Origin of the sequence: Exiguobacterium sp. s50, from assembly GCF_018618175.1 — a bacterium.
GTDB classification, from domain to species: domain Bacteria; phylum Bacillota; class Bacilli; order Exiguobacteriales; family Exiguobacteriaceae; genus Exiguobacterium; species Exiguobacterium chiriqhucha.
The window spans coordinates 34541-50425 of sequence record NZ_JACSLP010000005.1 but is presented as its reverse complement, the minus strand read 5'-3'; the positions used below and the strand labels follow the sequence as shown (position 1 = coordinate 50425).

Genomic DNA, 15885 nt, shown 5'->3' with positions numbered 1-15885 from the left:
TAGTATAGACCCATCCGAAAACGCCGTCTTTAGCATGGATTCTAAAAGTGATAACGCCCACTTTGTGAAAAAACACAAAGTAGGCGTCAATCGTCTTGGCGGTATTGACCGGCCTTAATGGCAAGATAAACGGCGGCCCGTTCAGGGAGCGAGACTTGTGTGATGTTCGTCAGTTCTTCAATCCGCCGAATCCGGTAGAGCACGGTATTCGGATGGATGTGAAGATGAGCGGCGACACGCTTGACGTTCCCATCAAAATAGAAATACCATTCGAGCGTCGTGACGAGCTCGGTATGATGCGTGACGTCATACGCCTGTAGGCGCTCGATGGTCGGATGCGTCTCGAGACGAAGCCCGATGCGTCGGGCCAAATCGGGTACGAGCTGATAAATTCCGATCTGTTCGAACGTGCGCGATGTCGCAAGCTCATACGGGAACTTTCGGCGAAGCGACGTGACGCGTCGTGCTTCTTCCATCGCCGCATAGAGCATGTCGCTCTCAAAAAAGCGTCGACTGATGCCAAGGCGCGGCTCCGCTTCAATGAACTTGTCTCGGAGCTGCGTTTCAAAGCGGTCGGCCCACTGCAAGAGCGCCGTTTCTTCCTCGGCCAAGTCCGATTTCATATAATGCCAGACGAGTAACTGCTGGCCATCGATCGCGTGCAGGACGACTTCAATCGCTTGCTGGGTCGCCAATACATAAAACAGTCGTTCCGCCAGTTGCGGGGTGACCGGCTGGGCACATTCAATCACGGTGAGGCGGCTGGCGACGGCAATCGGTGCGAGCTCATTCAAGCGATTGCGGTGGGATGGCGATAAGACGGGAGTGGCCAGCACTTCTAAAAAGAAACGTTCCAATTCGGCGTCGATGCGCCGTTCGTGCATCGCGATGGTCATCAGCAATTTTTTGGCGATGTTCGCCCCTTCTTGTAGGACGGTGAGTTCCTGTTCTGAGAACGGCGTCGTTCGGGCCAGGCTCCAAATGTAACCGAGCACGTCACCTTGTTGCTTGATGACGACGGCCGCCCGCTCACCGAGACCGACGGCCATGCGGGCCGGGATAACGACCGGTTCGTCGCGGTCGATCACTTCTTGAAGGATGCCACTTTCCCATAAGTCTTCGATGACTGCTTCCGGGACACGGCGGCCGATAATCGTCGCGATTCGTGCCGGGTCGGTCGAGTCGGGGTGGGTGCTATAGGCCAGCAACTGATGGTGTCGATTTTCAATCGTGATGGGGGCCCGAATCGCTTGTCCGATTGCTTCGGCGAGCGTATCGAGCGACTCATAAGATTTCTGCAAAAAAGGCATGTCGATTCCTCCTCTCTCTCACTATACCGTCTCTGTTGTGAAAGTTCACAAAAAGATGGTGAGTTTTTAGAAGGGGGGAACGACATGCCTGCATCATTCACATTAAATTGGGAAAAACAGTCCGACCACGAGACCGAGTAAAGCCCCGACGATGACTTGGAACGGGGTATGACCGACCAGCTCATTTAAGATGGGCGTCTCGTGCTTGATTCCTTTGAAGTAGTCGTTCAACAAACGGGCCTGGAATCCGACCGCTTGACGCACGCCGGTCGCATCGTACATGACGATCGTCGCGAAAATCAAGGCGAGTGCGAACATACTGGAATCGATTCCTTCGACTCGACCGATGACGGTCGCTAAGGCGACGACGGTCGAAGAGTGGGAACTTGGCATCCCACCCGAGGCAAACATGATTTCTAATTCAAAATCTCGTGTTTTAATGAGTTCGGTTACGAGCTTGGCTGCTTGTGCGATGAACCAAGCGAGCAAGGCGGCGAGTAAAGGTTCGTTAAAGAGCAATCGATTCACTTCCTGTCTGACAATGGTATCTACACTATACCCGATTCTGTCATCGGCTAGACGTAAAGTTTCTGTCAAAAAAGCACCTCGAGCGTAGGCTCGAAGTGCTTTCTGGTCGATTTTTGTTACCCGACGACGCCTTCAGTCTCCTGAAGTTTGTCCGCGATATTCTCGATGATATAGCGGTTACGTGGATGCTCCTGGCACTCTTTCGAGCATGAACGCATTTGTTTCGGTTCACACTCTTCACAACAGAAGTGTTGGGCATTACACACCGGGTTGGCACAATTAACGTAGCGGACCGTCTTCGTTCCGCAGTGCATGCACTCCGAAACAACGGACGGGTTGACCGTGTTGACCGGGACGTTGATGCGCTCGTCAAAGACGTAAAGCTCACCTTCCCAGTCTTCGCCTTTCGTGGCTTCGTCTTTGCCGTACATGGCGACGCCGCCTTTAAGGTGGAAAATGTTGTCGTGACCTTGGTCACGCATATATGCGGTAAATTTCTCGCAACGGACGCCTCCGGTACAGTACGTGAGTAACGTTTTCCCTTCGTAGAGGTCCTTGTTCTCTTCGAGCCAATCTGGCATGTAACGAGAAGCCTCTACATCGATTTTGATCGCGTTTTTAAAGTGACCAAGATCGTACTCGTAGTTGTTACGAACGTCGAGGATGACGACATCGTCGCGATTCATCATCTCTTTCCATTCTGCCGGTTCGAGGTATGCACCGTGCTGTTTAGGCACGTCGAACTCACCATCAAAGCGCCACGTCACAAGCTCTTTCTTATGACGGACAAAAATTTTCGAGAACGCATGCTCTTCGACTTCATCGATTTTGAACTCGATGTCGCTGAATAGCGGGTTCGCTTTCAAGTCGTTCATGTACTGCTCGGTCTGTTCCCAAGTCCCAGAGCACGTCCCGTTGATTCCTTCGGAAGAAATCAAGATGCGTCCTTTGATACCGAGGTCCTTGCAATACTTGAGGTGCTCTTGTGTGAGCGTTTCTGGGTCTTCGATATTGACGTACTTATAGTACAGCAAGACCCGCATTGGTTTTGTTTCCATGTGTGTTACTCCCCTGTGTTCAGTTTTTTGCAGGAAAACGAACGTTGGGTTGTGTCGTTCGACGAACGGACTTGCCTGCAACCACAAGTCCATATTATATGATAGATATCACAGCGGAATTTCGCAAATACTTTTTATTTTTTTACGGCGGTGGGCAGGGGGATGCGTCTTCCTGAGCGAAATCGGGTAAAAAGGGAATAACGAAAGTTGAAGGTGGAAACTGACATGCTGACATCACTCCAACAATATATTTTAAACTTGATTGAATGGCTACAAGGACTTCCGGGCGGACCTTGGGCAGGACTCGGGGCACCTTTCCTGGAAGCCATCTTTCCATTTCTCCCGCTCGTCCTCATCATCTCGGCGAACGCAGCAACGTACGGTTTTTGGCTCGGGACGTTATTGTCGTGGGTCGGAAGCTTGCTCGGGACGATTCTTGTGTTTGCAGCTGTTCGCTACGTCTTTCGAAAGCCGATGACGCGATGGCTCGAGAGGCATAAACAAGGCGTCTATTGGCTCGAACGCATCAATCATATGAGTCCGGTCTCGCTCGGATTTCTCTACTCGCTCCCGTTCATTCCGGTCAGTTTGATTACGTATTTACTCGCCCTCATCCAAATGCCGCTCCGGACGTTCATTATGGCGGCCGGGTTTGGGAAGTTGCTCGTCGTCTTGATTTTCTCTGTCATCGGTGACCAGTGGGAAGAGTTTATCCAAAGCCCGTTCCGATTATCGATGCTCGTCCTGTTGCTGTTCGTTCTGTGGGTAATCAGCCGCGGACTCGAAGAACTGCTCAAACGGCGTGCCTTCAGAAAACGTAACGAGCAGCTGAAACGTGAACTTGAAGCGAAACGACAAACGACCTTGTGAAGCGACAGCTTCACAAGGTCGTTTTCGTTAAGCGCGTTTTTTGAAACGCGGGAAGTTAAAGGCGATGGCCAATCCTCCGCAAATGAACAACAAGAACGGATAGAACATATACGGCACGAGCGCCGGTGATGCCGTGTTCGTCAGTTCGGCCGCAATGAGAAGCTGTGCCCCGTAAGGCAGCAGACCTTGGACCCCGCACGAGAAGATATCGAGTACACTCGCAGACTTTTTACGTTCGATGTCATAATCGTCGGCGATGTTCGCGGCGAGCGGACCAGCCACGAGAATCGAAATCGTGTTGTTCGCCGTCGCGACGTTTGTCGCACTGACGAGCCCGGCGATGCTCCACTCCGCGCCGGCCCGTCTTTTAATTCGGGACGTGAGCGCGTCACGCAAGTACGTGAGTCCGCCGTTGTGCGAGATGAGTCCGACGAGCCCACCCATGAGCAATGTCAGGAGTGAAATCTCGGCCATGCCCATCATGCCGTCCGCCATGGCGGTGACGTACGTGGTGACGGCTAGACTGCCATCCAATAGACCGATGATGCCGGTCAGGGCGATGCCGCCGAGCAAGACAAGGATGACGTTCATTCCCGTCAAAGCGAGCACGATAACCGCTAGATACGGAATCAACTTATACCATTCAAACGCCGCCGGCTCGATGGTCGATTCTCCGCTCGATAGGGCAGCGAGTAAAATCGTTGTGATGACGGCTGCCGGCAAGACGATCCAAAAGTTGGTCCGGAACTTGTCGCGCATGTTCGTCCGCTGGGTGCGGACGGCTGCAATCGTCGTGTCCGAAATAAACGACAAGTTATCCCCGAACATGGCACCCCCGACGACGGCGGCCGCCGCGATAGCGATATTGACGCCGCTCTCCTCATGGATGCCGAGAGCGATCGGCGCCAGTGCGGCGATCGTCCCGGTCGACGTACCCATCGCCATCGAGATGAAGGCTGCGATGACGAATAGGCCGCTCAATAGGAGCGAGGGCGGTAGTAACGTCAATGCCGCATTGACGGTCGCGTCAATCGCACCGATTGCTTCGGCGACGCTTGAAAACGCACCGGCGAGCAAGAAGATGAACACCATGATGAGGATGCTCGGGTTCCCGGCACCTTGGGCGACGCGTTCGACCGTCTGGGTGACGCTCCCTTTCGTCATCATCGCCGCGACGATGACGGCAATCAAGGCCGCGATCAAGACGGGGAATTTATAAAAGTCGTCATAGTAGATGCCTGCCCCGATAAAGAAGACGAGGAAGACGAGTAAGGGCAAGAGCGCCCATTTGTTAGCTGTTGGTTGTTCCAATCGATTCACCTCATTCATAAAAATAAAAAGAGAGCCTTCTGAAAAAAGGCTCTCTCGACAAGAAACACTTTTTTCATCTTTCGAGCAGACCGCTCGCTGGATTTGGCACAGGTTACCCGCTGCCGAGACGTCATCGGGCCAGTCCCTCAGTCTCTCTTGATAAAAAAGTTGTGATATTTAGTTATAAGACACGTTCCCTAACGTACCTGTTTCAAATCTGCTTGTCAATAGCAAACCCCCACGCGATGAACGTGGGGGCGAGTCAGGTCGTTAAGAAATTATAATGGGCGACGCGGTTGCGACCGGCGTATTTCCCGCCGACGTAGAGCGCGCGGTCGGCGTTACGAATCGTATCGTCAAGACGTTTGTCGCCGAACGACTGAATCGTATCGACACCGATTGAAGCGGTGACGGGTATATCGATTCCGTCGACGTGGAACGGTTTGTTCTCGATTTGTTGACGGATGCGCTCGGCAATCTCGACGGCGGCCTCAACATCACAACGGTTTAAGAGCAAGATGAACTCTTCACCGCCGTAACGGGCGGCAAAGTCTTCGGTGCGGAGCACTTGACGAATGCGGCGACCGAATTCTTGGAGCACACTGTCTCCGACTTGGTGACCGTGCGTGTCGTTGATTTTTTTGAAGAAGTCGATATCGAGCATCGCGACGGAAATCGGATACATCGAGCCGTCCGAGATCTGTTGAATCCCGTATTCATAAAAAGCCCGTGCATTGGCAAGCAGCGTCAAGCTGTCCGTCCGGCTCTCGGTATAGAGGCGGTCGCGTTCATGACAACGACTGATCGTCCGATTGAACGACTTGAGCAGTTTGACAATCTCGCGTTGAATGATGGGCGGATAGCCATAGACGTGCTCGCCCGTCATCACAATCCACGTGCGGATTCCTTCGATTTCCTCGGAACGGACCGAGATGAAGCTATGATAGTCTTCATTAAATTCGTTCGACAGCGGGGCGTCCCATTCGAAGCGCATCTCGTACTCGACCGAGGCTTCGTTCGGATAGGTTGCATCGAGTAATTCAAAGACGACATGGCGATCGATCGGCTGGCGCGTCTTCAAATCAAAGTAAAGTGTGCGATCAAACAGTTTGAACTCGACGTACCCTTCATCGTACTCGTTGAGTCGCTCACATTGACTGAGGAACACTTCGATGGCTTGTGCCTCGCTTTGCGATAGCGATACGGCTTCTTTTGCTTCATCATATTGTTCAATCAACGATTTGAAGGCGTCTTGTCGACCTTTTTGAATGATGAGTCGCTTAATAAAGAACGTGAGTGCGGCGGCGATACTGCTGACGACGAGCAAGTTTGTCTCCCGGAAGAGCGAGGCCGCCAAAATGAAGACGAGACTGACGATATACGTGTAAAACGCGATGCTTAAAAAGTCGCGGACCGGGATGTCGACGCGGAACCACCAGCCGACTTGATACTTTTGGACGACCGTGTTCAAAATGATGGCAATAATCAAACCGGCAAGCGGGAGGAACGATTCTTGGGAATAGAATCCGAGACCGGTCACACCACCAAGTGCCAAGTAGACGCTGGCCGGGATGGCGATTTCCAAAAATGACGTGATGGCATTCCACGGATACGTAAAACGGAACCGTCGAAGCGCGACGCGCGGTTTCAAGTTGACGAACTGGAAGACGAGTAGTCCAATCTGATTGACGAACAGCGCTGTCTCAAAATCAAAGAATAGAAAAATAATTAAGACGATACTTTCTGAAAAGGTAAAGTAGACGCCTTTCCGTTCAATGGAGTCCATTTGAAAAATAATGACGAGCAACGCGATCAAGATGAACGGTAACGGCTCGATGGCCGGCATGTTCAATACGCCTGTAGCGAACAAGATGAGCGTCAAACCGAATAGCATACTCCAAATACTCCAACCAAGGACGGACATCTTGCGGAAATGGTTCATGGTTCCCTCCTATGTGGGAAAAATTCAATTATGTATGGTAGGAGATTCGGCACAATCACGCCTGAGTCCTGCCTATCCATCATAATGGCGGAATTCTAGCATTGAGTCTATATGAAATATCCTCTATAATGAAATTGCTTTTCAACCACATAGACGAAAGTCGATGAAAAAGAGAGTAACGATCGTTCCGTCAACAAAGCGACCTAGGGATTGGTGAGAGCCTAGGCTGACAAACATCGCGAAACGCACTTTTGAGATGCTATCCGAACTTGAGTAGGCGTAGCCGGGGGACCCCCGTTATCACCGATAAAGCGGTCTGCGTCAAGCAGGCAAGAAGAGTGGTACCGCGGGCCATCCCGTCTCTTTGCATCTGTGCAAAGGGCGTTTTTTTTATGAACAAATGATAAGGAGGAATTAGAATGAGTTATGAACGCAAATATGCGGAAGCCTTGTCCCGTGTCATCGGGGACGAGTTGACGCTCGACCAGATTGAAGCATTGATTGAAAAACCGAAACATGAGGCACACGGGGACCTTGCTTTCCCGTGTTTCCAACTTGCGAAAGCCTATCGTAAAGCACCGGTTATGATCGCGACGGATATCGCGAACGACTTGAACGACGAGTTGTTCACGAAAGTCGAGGCGGCCGGCCCGTATGTGAACGTCTTCTTGAGCCGTGACGTCGTCTCACAAGAAATCATCAACACGGTGCTCGATGAACAAGCGGACTATGCGACGCATGCGACACGCAACGAGACAATCGTCACCGATTTCTCGTCACCGAACATCGCCAAACCGTTCTCGATGGGACACCTTCGTTCAACGGTGATCGGGAATGCCATCAACCAAATCGCCCGTAAAAACGGCTATGACGTCGTCGGCATCAACCACCTCGGGGATTGGGGCACACAGTTCGGTAAACTGATGGTCGCCTATAAAAAATGGGGCGACGAGGAAGCGGTCCGGGCACATCCGATTGCTGAGCTCTTGAAGCTTTACGTCCATTTCCACGAAGAAGCGAAGACACAACCGGAACTTGAGGACGAAGGCCGTGCGTGGTTCAAGAAACTCGAAGACGGTAACGAGGAAGCGACTGAGCTTTGGACGTGGTTCCGCGAAGAATCACTCAAAGAGTTCCAAAAAGTATATGACCTCCTTGGTGTCGAATTCGACAGCTTTAACGGGGAAGCGTTCTATAACGACAAGATGGATCGTGTCGTCGCCATGCTCGAAGAGAAAAACCTTCTCGTCGAAAGTGAAGGGGCGATGGTCGTCTCACTCGAGGACGAGAATTTACCGCCATGCTTGATTAAAAAGAAAGACGGCGCGACGCTTTATGCGACACGCGACTTGGCAGCTGCCGTCTATCGTCATGAGACGTACAACTTCGTCCAGGCGAACTACGTCGTCGGCGGTGAGCAGGCGCTTCACTTCAAACAACTGTTCTCAGTCTTGGGCAAGCTCGGCTATGACTTCGTCGATGGCATGCATCACGTGCCGTTCGGCTTGATTTTGCAAGAAGGGAAGAAGATGTCGACACGTAAAGGTCGCATCGTCTTGCTCGAGGAAGTGCTCAAAGAAGCAATCGAGAAAGCACAAGCGAACATCGCTCAGAAGAACCCGGAACTTGCGAACGCGGACGACGTGGCACGCATGGTCGGTGTCGGCGCGGTCATCTTCCACGATTTGAAGAATGAACGCATCAACAACATCGAGTTCGACCTCGATAGCATGCTCAAATTCGAAGGCGAGACGGGCCCGTACGTGCAGTACACGAACGCGCGTGCGAACTCGCTCCTTCGTAAAGGCAACTATGACGGCTCGACGTTCACTGGCGCAAACGACGACCACACGTGGGGCGTCGTGACGATGCTCAACGCGTTCCCGCACGTCATCACACGTGCCCACGAACGCCGCGAACCATCGATCATTAGCCGTTACGTGCTCGATTTGGCGCAAGCGTTCAACAAGTATTACGGTCATGTCCGTGTCCTTGAAGAAGATGCAGGCAAACAATCACGTCTCGCCCTCGTCAAAGCGGTGACGATCGTATTGACGGAAGGACTCCGTTTGATCGGTGTTCAAGCTCCAGAAGAAATGTAAGGACGACAAAAGGGACCCGTTTCGTGGGGTCCCTTCTCTTATGCTTTCATCCGCGTTACCGTCCGAGCTTTCGTGTCATACAGACACCACTCCCGGTCGAAGATGACGGCGCCGACGTTGATGACGTAACGTTTTTTCTTTAGGACGAACGGCTGTCCGATTTCCCAGGGAATCGAGCGGCCTTTCCGGTAAATCCCCGGAATATGGCTGTGTCCGATAAAGACGAGCGGATACTTCCCTTTCTCGACAAGCGGTTCCCAGTCCGGACTCCATTTCACTTGGTGTCCATGCAAGAATAGCGCCTCATCGAGCGTCGTCTGCTCCGGTAATAAGGCGATTCGTGTCTTGACCGGATGCGAGACCACGAGCACTTCGTCAATCCGCTCTTCTTGATTGCCGCGCAGGCTAGGGAAGGTGAGGAGCGCCTCGTAGTCAGGGTCGTACGTCACGACATCGGACACTTCATGGAAGCGCTCGTTGCGCCGTTTCTTACCGATATGACACTCGTACAGATCGCCGAGGCAAAGGATGTGCTCCGTCTCGCGGCGGACCGACTCGAGCACGGCTTTCAAATCATCAAACGAACCATGTGGGTCACTGATGATGGCGAGTTTCATCGGTAGTTTGTGAATTGGGCATCGACGGACAATTCGAGCTCACGGACGAGCTGCATGACGGCTTGAAGGTCATCGCGCGACTTGGCTGTCACACGGATTTGATCGTCTTGAATTTGTGACTTCACTTTCAGTTTTGATTCTTTGATGGCGTTGTTAATTTTTTTCGCATCGTCTTTATCGATGCCGCTCTTCAATTTGACGCGTTGACGCACTGTGCCGCCGAGCGCACGTTCCACTTTTTGATAATCAAGGTTTTTCGTCGGTACGCCACGTTTAATCAATTTCGTGATCATGACGTCTTTCAATTGCTCGAGTTTATAGTCGTCATCTGAGACGAGGACGAGGTCGCCGTTATCAAGTGACATCTCACTCTTCGAACCTTTAAAGTCGTAACGGTTCAAAATTTCTTTCTCGGCGATTTGAATCGCGTTCTTCACTTCTTCGAGGTTCATTTCTGACACAATATCAAAAGAATTGTCTTTTGCCATGTTTCATCCATCCTTTACAAGGGTTTTGTTATAATGATAGCAGATTTGAAGTAGTGAAGGAGTGAAAGAGATGGAACATACTATCGATCAACAGACAAATGTAGATTTAGACCATATGGCATATCACGGCAAAGACCTCGGGGTGACGTTTAAAAGTGACCTCATCCGGTTGCGGGTCTGGTCACCGGTTGCCGAAGAGATGACGGTAAAACTATACCGGACACCGCGAGCGCGGAAGTTCGAACGGTTGTCGTTAGAACGGGCCGAGAAAGGGACGTGGGTCATCGAACTCGATCGTGCTTTGTTCGAAGGTCAGTTTTATGTGTTCGAGGCGGTCGTAGCTGGGAAGCGTATCGAATCGCTCGACCCGTATGCAAAAGTCGTCGGGATCAATGGGAAGCGCGGGTGTCTGCTCGACCCATCTACGCTCAACCCAGACCATTGGGTTAAAGAACGTCCGCTCTTCCACTCGTCACAAGAAGCGGTCATCTATGAAGCGCACGTCCGTGATTTGACGAGTCATCCGGACAGTGGTGTCATGCATCGCGGGAAATTCCTCGGGATGACCGAAGTCGGAACGAAGACACCGACGGGTTATCCGACGGGTCTCGACTATATTACAGGGCTCGGCGTCACGCATCTCCAACTCATGCCGTTCTTCGATTACGGTTCAGTGAATGAGTCACGCGAGAGTGAGGCGAATTATAATTGGGGCTATGACCCGGTCCACTATTTTGCCGTCGAAGGCTCATACGCTTCCTCAGCGGATGATCCGGCCGCTCGCATCATCGAGTTGAAAGCGATGATTCAAGCACTTCACGATCGTGGCATCCGTGTCATCATGGACGTCGTGTTCAACCATACGTATGATACATTGACGACGCCGCTCGGACAGTTCGTACCGGACTACTATTACCGCTTGAACGAGGACGGTACGCTCGCCGACGGTTCGGCGTGCGGGAACGATACGGCGTCCGAACGGGCGATGATGCGCAAATTGATCGTCGAATGTGTGTCGTATTGGGCGAAAGAGTTCATGATTGATGGCTTCCGCTTCGATTTGATGGGACTCCATGACGTCAAGACGATGAACCAGGTCCGCAAGGCGCTCGATCGCGTCGACCCATCGATTCTCGTGACCGGAGAAGGCTGGGATCTCGACACACCGCTTCCGGTCCGTAAAAAAGCGAACCAACATAACGCCCATAAGATGCCGCGCATCGCCCAGTTCAACGACGCGATTCGCGACGGTGTCCGTGGGGATGTGTTCATCGAAGACTTGCCAGGTTGGATCAGCGGCAACGCGGATATGACGGCGGACGTCAAACGTGGGATTGCCGGTGCAGTCACGAGCCAAAGCTTTGCTGACGAACCGAACCAAGTCGTGAACTATGTCGAGTGCCATGACAACTTGACGCTTTGGGACAAACTGGCCGTTACGAATCCGGACGACGATGAGACGACACGCCGCCGCCGGCATCGTCTCGCGACATCGATTGTGTTGCTCAGTCAAGGCATCCCGTTCCTGCATAGCGGTCAAGAGTTCTTCCGCACAAAAGACGGGGACGAGAACAGCTTCAATTCGGGGGAGGTCGTCAACCGTTTGGATTGGACGCGGGCCGAGCAAGAGACGCCGAGCGTCGAATATGTGAAGGGCTTGATCAGCCTGCGCAAACAATATCCGTTGTTTCGTCTTGAGAACGCGGAACAGATTCGTAAACATTTACGTTTCTTCGATGAAGAAGAGGGCGTCATCGCCTTTGAACTGAGTCGCCACGTCGAAGGTTACGTCGAACGCCATCTCGTATACCATAACGGACTCGAAGAAGCGGTCGAGGTGAAACTCCCGTCCGGCAAGTTCGAGGTCCATGTCGAAGATCACACCGTCAATTTGACGGCACCACGTCTCCTCGAGGAGCGGCATGTCACGGTCGCGCCGTTATCGACACTCGTCGTGACGGAACGCCGTCCGGATTACAGCAAATATGCGGTCGCCGGTGGAGCTGCCTTGGCTATCCTCGGTCTCTGGTATGTTGCGAAAAAACGGAAACCGAAACAACAGTAAGCGCGAAAAAAGGAGACGTCATTCCGTCTCCTTTTCCTCGTTCGTTTCAGTTTTGGCTGCCTCGAGCTCCATCATCTTTTTGACGATGATGTGTTTTGGCATATGCATGAGTTCCTCGAGTGGGACGTTTAGCTTTTTGGCAAGCTCAACCGCCGTCTCGGGAGAGAGTTGAAGTGGGCGCATGAGGGTTCCTCCTTTCCAATTACGGGTATGCTACTGCCAGTATACAGGAAAAGCGGACAGATGGAGAATGTGTTCTGTGAACACATTCAAAATCGAAAAATGCGTCGTGCGTTGCTAAGCTGAAACTAGGAAGTGATCAAATGTACAAACAAGTAGCAGACTATCAATTTCATCAAACGGTTGAATGGTTAGAGCGCGTTGGTGGAGGATGGATGTTGTATTTGGCGCAAACCGGGTTTCTGTTTTTTGACGAGACGTTCCAAATCCGATGGGAACTCGAGTGGAAATGGGCACCTTGCGCACTATATATTGAACCACATGGTAGAAGAGCCGTCGCGCTATTTCGAGATTTGCAGACATACGGAGTCATGGATTTGACGAACGGGACGATGGAACGTCACCCAATTCCACGGACGTTCCATGACGATTGGTTCAGTAACCTGCACTACTGGTCAGGGGACGATTTGTATTTGTACTCGGCCGAATCAGATATCGTCGCCTTGAACTTGAACGATCACACGTTTCGGTATAGCCGTTACGAGGAGATCCCGGAGTTCGGGAACATCATCGAACTCGCATATCAATCGACCTATGATTTCGAACGATTCACGGCACCTGGCCTCGTGACCTTGTACGATGAACGGAATCAACAGTTCATGGTCGAGGACGTCGAAGCGGGCGCGCGTTGGAAGGTTCCATACGGGGGTGACCGTGACTTGGTCATCGTCGATCAAATGGGTGTGACGACCGCCATCACCTCGATGACATCGTTCCAACTGTTTGAGCGCGATTGTGAAGTGTTCTCATCAGAAGTATGTGCCGAGACCGAATTGTTGAAAGTCGTCTTATTGGACGAGCCGGGCGACAGACTTGTCGTCCTATCGACGCCGCGTCGCTTCTGCCATAGTTGGCTGCAAGTGTTCGAGCGTTGACAATCCTGGACCAGGGCATGGTTCAGGATTTTTTTACGAAGGCTTACAGAATCTCGTCTAAAAACGGGAACAGTCTTCTTAGATGGAGAGGAGTGGACAGGGATGGAACGATTAGGACAAGCGTTAGTCCGATGGCGCTACGCTGTCGTGTTGATTTGGACGGTATTGCTCGCGGTATCGGTATATTTCGGATTACAGTTGCCAAGTGAACTGCGCGGCAATGGATTTGCGATTCAAGACGGGCGCTTCGCCCAAGTGGAAGATACGTTGAACGACCGGTTCGACCGGGCCGGGGCCTCGATGATCGTCTTGTTGGAAGGTGGCGACCTTGATACGATCATCGAGCAGCAACGGGATCGACTGATTGACGTCGATGGGGTCGACGGCGTGATCACGCCAGCCGAGAATCCCGATGCCCGCTCAGGGGACGCAGCTTACTTATTGCTCGAGTTCGAGGATTACGATACGGCCGAGGCGTCAATCGATGACGTTCGCAACGCCTTGATTCGAGATACGGATACAGACGTGCGATTGACCGGAGAGCCGGTCTTCGCGGATGACTTGAATGAAGCGTCAAAGAATGACTTGATTCGGGCCGAGTTGATTGGAATCCCGGTCGCGTTGCTCGTCCTCTTGCTCGTCTTCGGGACGCCGCTCGCCGCGGTCATGCCTTTATTCGTTGGATTGATTACGTTCATCGTGGCTGCCGGCTCGTTGTTCTTCTTTGCCCAAACGATGGAACTGTCTATTTTCGTCTTGAATGCGGTCGCGATGATCGCCATCGCGCTCGGCATCGATTTTTCCCTATTGCTCGTCAACCGTTACCGGGAAGAGCTCGCACATGGGAAGTCGCGAGAGGCAGCCATCGTCCGAACGGTCGCGACGGCCGGACGTTCGATTCTGTTCTCAGGGCTTTGCGTGTTCGTCGGACTGGCCGGGTTGTTATTCATCCAAGTCGACGTGTTCCAAGCCATCGCGCTCGGTGCGCTGATTGCGGTGGCGGGCGCGGTCTTATCAGCGCTCACGCTGTTGCCGTCCGCCTTATATATCGTCGGAGATGCGATCAATAAAGGGCGTCTTATCAAAACGAATGAGACGCGTTCTGAAGTACGGTGGCAGAAGTTGGCCCGTTTCGTCATGAGACGTCCCGTCACGATGACACTCGTCGCGCTCTTGCTGCTATTGCCAAGCCTCTGGTTCGTTCGTGACCTCGAACTGAACATCCCGGACGCCGATGCACTCCCGACCTCGTACGAGTCGCGGGCCGCCCTTGAGCGGTGGGACGACGTGTTCGGGGAGACGTCGACCGATGCGGTGCTCTTGTTTGAGACGAATGACTTGACCGATTCGATGATTCTCGATGAATTGACTGCACTCACCGATGAGCTATCCGAGGATCCGATTGTCGACAACGTCACGACGTTCTTGACGGCATCCGGTCTCGAACCAGCCGAATTCCAACAACTCGCTGAAGCGGCACCAGAGCAACTCGAGGCGTTCGAACGTCTCGTCACGCTTGAAGGGAATACAGACCTTGCCCTCGTCAACGTTAGTTTCAACGTCCCGCCGAGTGATAAAGACGCGCAAGCATTCGTCCGAGATTGGCGCGAGAGCGGTTTTGACGTCGGGGGACCAGCCGCGTTCAACGAAGAAATTTATGAAGAGATTTATGACAGCATCCCGTATGCGGTCGTGACTGTCATCTTGGCGACGATGGTCATTCTCATGTGGGCGTTCCGCTCAGTCTTGATTCCAATTAAGGCGATCATCATGAACGTGCTCGGTCTCGGGGCGACGTTCGGTCTGCTCGTCATCATCTTCGAATCAGGCTATGTGTACGATGCCGAGACGATCAGTATCTTGACCCCGGTGTTCATCTTCTCGCTCGTGTTCGGCCTATCGATGGACTACGAGGTGTTTCTCGTCTCGCGGATTGAGGAATATTATCGGGAGACCGGGGATAACGATTACGCGACGGAGATGGGACTCGCCAAGACGAGTAAAATCATCACGTCGGCCGCAGTCATCATGATTGTCGTCACGGGGGCGTTCGCTTTTACCGGTGTTAGTCCGATCAAACAGCTCGGTGTCGGCATCGCGCTCGCGATCTTTATCGATGCGACAATCATCCGGATTTTACTTGTCCCGTCCTTGATGAAACTGCTTGGGGACTGGAACTGGTGGTGGTTCGGTAAGAAAGATTTACCGAAACGTAATCTACACTAAATATACATTTAATGAAATAGTCGTGAAAATGTGTTAAAATAGTTTCATGATTACGCGCAATTTGGGAAAGGAAGGTCTTTATGGATACCGAGAGGACATGGCCTCTGTTTCAATTACCGGACTTCTAGCGTTGAGTTTTTACAAGCGACATCAATGTAAAAATCAACAAACGGAAGATCGGAGATGGAACAGATGGAACCGCGGCTACGACTGAGGATCCTCCTCTCCGTTGAAAACGGGGAGGACAATCGGA

The 15885-nt window shown here is 52.2% G+C and carries 13 protein-coding genes, 1 riboswitch and 1 other annotated feature; of the genes, 5 read left to right on the top strand and 8 right to left on the bottom strand.

Annotated elements, in window-relative coordinates:
- Positions 1-86: 86 nt before the first annotated feature.
- The 3 genes from KNP68_RS08490 to trhO all read right to left on the bottom strand — a co-directional run bounded on the left by KNP68_RS08490 (position 87) and on the right by trhO (position 2896).
- Positions 87-1310 carry a PucR family transcriptional regulator gene (locus KNP68_RS08490; RefSeq protein ID WP_214799381.1) on the bottom strand — a complete coding sequence of 408 codons (1224 nt, stop codon included), beginning with the start codon at positions 1308-1310 and terminating at the stop codon, positions 87-89.
- 102 nt (positions 1311-1412) lie between these two features.
- Positions 1413-1838 (bottom strand): divergent PAP2 family protein, encoded by a 426-nt coding sequence (locus KNP68_RS08485; RefSeq protein WP_131471602.1) that lies wholly within the window; start codon positions 1836-1838, stop codon positions 1413-1415.
- A gap of 116 nt (positions 1839-1954) precedes the next feature.
- The gene (trhO, locus tag KNP68_RS08480; protein ID WP_034804313.1) at positions 1955-2896 is read right to left on the bottom strand and encodes an oxygen-dependent tRNA uridine(34) hydroxylase TrhO; all 942 of its coding nucleotides are present in this window, start codon (positions 2894-2896) and stop codon (positions 1955-1957) included.
- Between the two features lie 225 nt (positions 2897-3121).
- On the opposite strand from trhO, the gene KNP68_RS08475 reads away from it, so the two are divergent.
- Positions 3122-3766 (top strand): TVP38/TMEM64 family protein, encoded by a 645-nt coding sequence (locus KNP68_RS08475; RefSeq protein WP_021068141.1) that lies wholly within the window; start codon positions 3122-3124, stop codon positions 3764-3766.
- Positions 3767-3793: 27 nt separating this feature from the next.
- Here the strand turns inward: KNP68_RS08475 and KNP68_RS08470 are convergent, their stop codons facing one another.
- Together KNP68_RS08470 and KNP68_RS08465 are read right to left on the bottom strand one after the other, a co-directional pair.
- Positions 3794-5095, bottom strand: a complete 1302-nt coding sequence (locus tag KNP68_RS08470; RefSeq protein WP_034797487.1) for a Na+/H+ antiporter NhaC family protein — start codon at positions 5093-5095, stop codon at positions 3794-3796.
- A gap of 52 nt (positions 5096-5147) precedes the next feature.
- Positions 5148-5243, bottom strand: a riboswitch (SAM riboswitch).
- Between the two features lie 96 nt (positions 5244-5339).
- Positions 5340-7019, bottom strand: coding sequence for a GGDEF domain-containing protein (locus KNP68_RS08465; protein WP_242678972.1), 1680 nt, complete (start codon positions 7017-7019; stop codon positions 5340-5342).
- Between the two features lie 154 nt (positions 7020-7173).
- Positions 7174-7386 (top strand) — a binding site (T-box leader).
- Positions 7387-7438: 52 nt separating this feature from the next.
- Between KNP68_RS08465 and argS the strand changes: the two genes are divergently transcribed.
- Complete coding sequence (gene argS / locus KNP68_RS08460) at positions 7439-9121, top strand: arginine--tRNA ligase (RefSeq protein WP_214799379.1); 1683 nt, start codon at positions 7439-7441, stop codon at positions 9119-9121.
- Positions 9122-9159: 38 nt separating this feature from the next.
- Here argS and KNP68_RS08455 read toward each other — a convergent pair whose 3' ends face one another.
- Together KNP68_RS08455 and KNP68_RS08450 are read right to left on the bottom strand one after the other, a co-directional pair.
- Positions 9160-9738, bottom strand: a complete 579-nt coding sequence (locus KNP68_RS08455; protein WP_214715006.1) for a metallophosphoesterase family protein — start codon at positions 9736-9738, stop codon at positions 9160-9162.
- On the bottom strand, positions 9735-10226 hold the full coding sequence (locus tag KNP68_RS08450; RefSeq protein WP_021068146.1) for a YajQ family cyclic di-GMP-binding protein: 492 nt from the start codon (positions 10224-10226) through the stop codon (positions 9735-9737). Before KNP68_RS08450 ends, KNP68_RS08455 begins: the two co-directional genes overlap by 4 nt.
- 70 nt (positions 10227-10296) lie before the next feature.
- Between KNP68_RS08450 and pulA the strand changes: the two genes are divergently transcribed.
- Positions 10297-12291, top strand: coding sequence for a type I pullulanase (gene pulA, locus KNP68_RS08445; protein ID WP_214799377.1), 1995 nt, complete (start codon positions 10297-10299; stop codon positions 12289-12291).
- A gap of 18 nt (positions 12292-12309) precedes the next feature.
- Here the strand turns inward: pulA and KNP68_RS08440 are convergent, their stop codons facing one another.
- Positions 12310-12474: a YycC family protein gene (locus tag KNP68_RS08440; protein ID WP_021068148.1), complete on the bottom strand. Its 165-nt coding sequence runs from the start codon at positions 12472-12474 to the stop codon at positions 12310-12312.
- Positions 12475-12614: 140 nt separating this feature from the next.
- Between KNP68_RS08440 and KNP68_RS08435 the strand changes: the two genes are divergently transcribed.
- Together KNP68_RS08435 and KNP68_RS08430 are read left to right on the top strand one after the other, a co-directional pair.
- Positions 12615-13406: a hypothetical protein gene (locus KNP68_RS08435; RefSeq protein WP_214799374.1), complete on the top strand. Its 792-nt coding sequence runs from the start codon at positions 12615-12617 to the stop codon at positions 13404-13406.
- Between the two features lie 102 nt (positions 13407-13508).
- Positions 13509-15632: an MMPL family transporter gene (locus KNP68_RS08430; RefSeq protein ID WP_214799373.1), complete on the top strand. Its 2124-nt coding sequence runs from the start codon at positions 13509-13511 to the stop codon at positions 15630-15632.
- Positions 15633-15885: the final 253 nt, after the last annotated feature.

Bases quoted from the DNA above. Each gene is read 5' to 3' on its own strand.
- KNP68_RS08450 (WP_021068146.1), bottom strand. From the start codon at position 10,226: ATGGCAAAAGACAATTCTTTTGATATTGTGTCAGAAATGAACCTCGAA.
- KNP68_RS08430 (WP_214799373.1), top strand. From the start codon at position 13,509: ATGGAACGATTAGGACAAGCGTTAGTCCGATGGCGCTACGCTGTCGTG.
- KNP68_RS08470 (WP_034797487.1), bottom strand. From the start codon at position 5,095: ATGAATGAGGTGAATCGATTGGAACAACCAACAGCTAACAAATGGGCG.
- KNP68_RS08455 (WP_214715006.1), bottom strand. From the start codon at position 9,738: ATGAAACTCGCCATCATCAGTGACCCACATGGTTCGTTTGATGATTTG.
- KNP68_RS08490 (WP_214799381.1), bottom strand. From the start codon at position 1,310: ATGCCTTTTTTGCAGAAATCTTATGAGTCGCTCGATACGCTCGCCGAA.
- KNP68_RS08475 (WP_021068141.1), top strand. From the start codon at position 3,122: ATGCTGACATCACTCCAACAATATATTTTAAACTTGATTGAATGGCTA.
- KNP68_RS08435 (WP_214799374.1), top strand. From the start codon at position 12,615: ATGTACAAACAAGTAGCAGACTATCAATTTCATCAAACGGTTGAATGG.
- KNP68_RS08465 (WP_242678972.1), bottom strand. From the start codon at position 7,019: ATGAACCATTTCCGCAAGATGTCCGTCCTTGGTTGGAGTATTTGGAGT.
- argS (WP_214799379.1), top strand. From the start codon at position 7,439: ATGAGTTATGAACGCAAATATGCGGAAGCCTTGTCCCGTGTCATCGGG.
- pulA (WP_214799377.1), top strand. From the start codon at position 10,297: ATGGAACATACTATCGATCAACAGACAAATGTAGATTTAGACCATATG.
- trhO (WP_034804313.1), bottom strand. From the start codon at position 2,896: ATGGAAACAAAACCAATGCGGGTCTTGCTGTACTATAAGTACGTCAAT.
- KNP68_RS08440 (WP_021068148.1), bottom strand. From the start codon at position 12,474: ATGCGCCCACTTCAACTCTCTCCCGAGACGGCGGTTGAGCTTGCCAAA.